Source organism: Xenorhabdus sp. NBAII XenSa04 (genome assembly GCF_963866145.1).
Classification (GTDB): Bacteria; Pseudomonadota; Gammaproteobacteria; order Enterobacterales; family Enterobacteriaceae; genus Xenorhabdus; species Xenorhabdus indica.
On the sequence record NZ_CAWMEB010000344.1, the window covers coordinates 1 to 550 of the forward strand.

2 pseudogenes are annotated in these 550 nt (G+C 59.5%); one reads left to right on the top strand and one right to left on the bottom strand.

The features are described 5' to 3' along the window. Positions 1-205 (top strand): annotated as a pseudogene (locus tag AAC147_RS12130) (integrating conjugative element protein); the annotation flags it as partial. Here the strand turns inward: AAC147_RS12130 and AAC147_RS12135 are convergent. Beyond that, a pseudogene (locus AAC147_RS12135) lies at positions 161-550 on the bottom strand (integrating conjugative element protein); the annotation flags it as partial. The pseudogenes AAC147_RS12130 and AAC147_RS12135 sit on opposite strands and share 45 nt — an antisense overlap.

Sequence of the window (550 nt, forward strand, 5' to 3'; positions counted from 1 at the left end):
CACGGAAAAACCGACGATGGCCAATCTGACGAAACTGAAAACCGGCAGTCTGACGGTAACCAAAGGTGTCATTCAGGCGTTGCAGCGCGACCCGGACAGAGCTGCCCTGACGGCACGTTTGGCGGGTGAGCTGGCGATGGCGGAAACCGTGGAAACGGCGTTACTGATGCGGCGGATGCTGATTACCGGCATGTCTGAACCCAATGGCCATCGTCGGTTTTTCCGTGCCACTGACCAGCTTCACCAGCTGTTCCGTATTGGTTTTGGTGTGTGCTTCCAGCATCGGGGCAAAGCCCATGCCCGCGACGGTGGTGCCCGGCTGGTGTTTTTCTCCGCCGCTGGTGCAGTCTGCCGCCTGAGTACAGGTCCGGATGGCCCGGTCGCCCAGTACACTGACCACCGCCTCCGCAGCTTCACGGGCATTGCTGAATTTACGGCAGGCACTGCCTTCACACTTCAGGCTGCTGACCGACGACTGACTCAGTACCGGCAGCTGATTCATCATATTAAAGCCGGCGCTGGCTAAATCCCGGGTCGGGCGAATGGCATT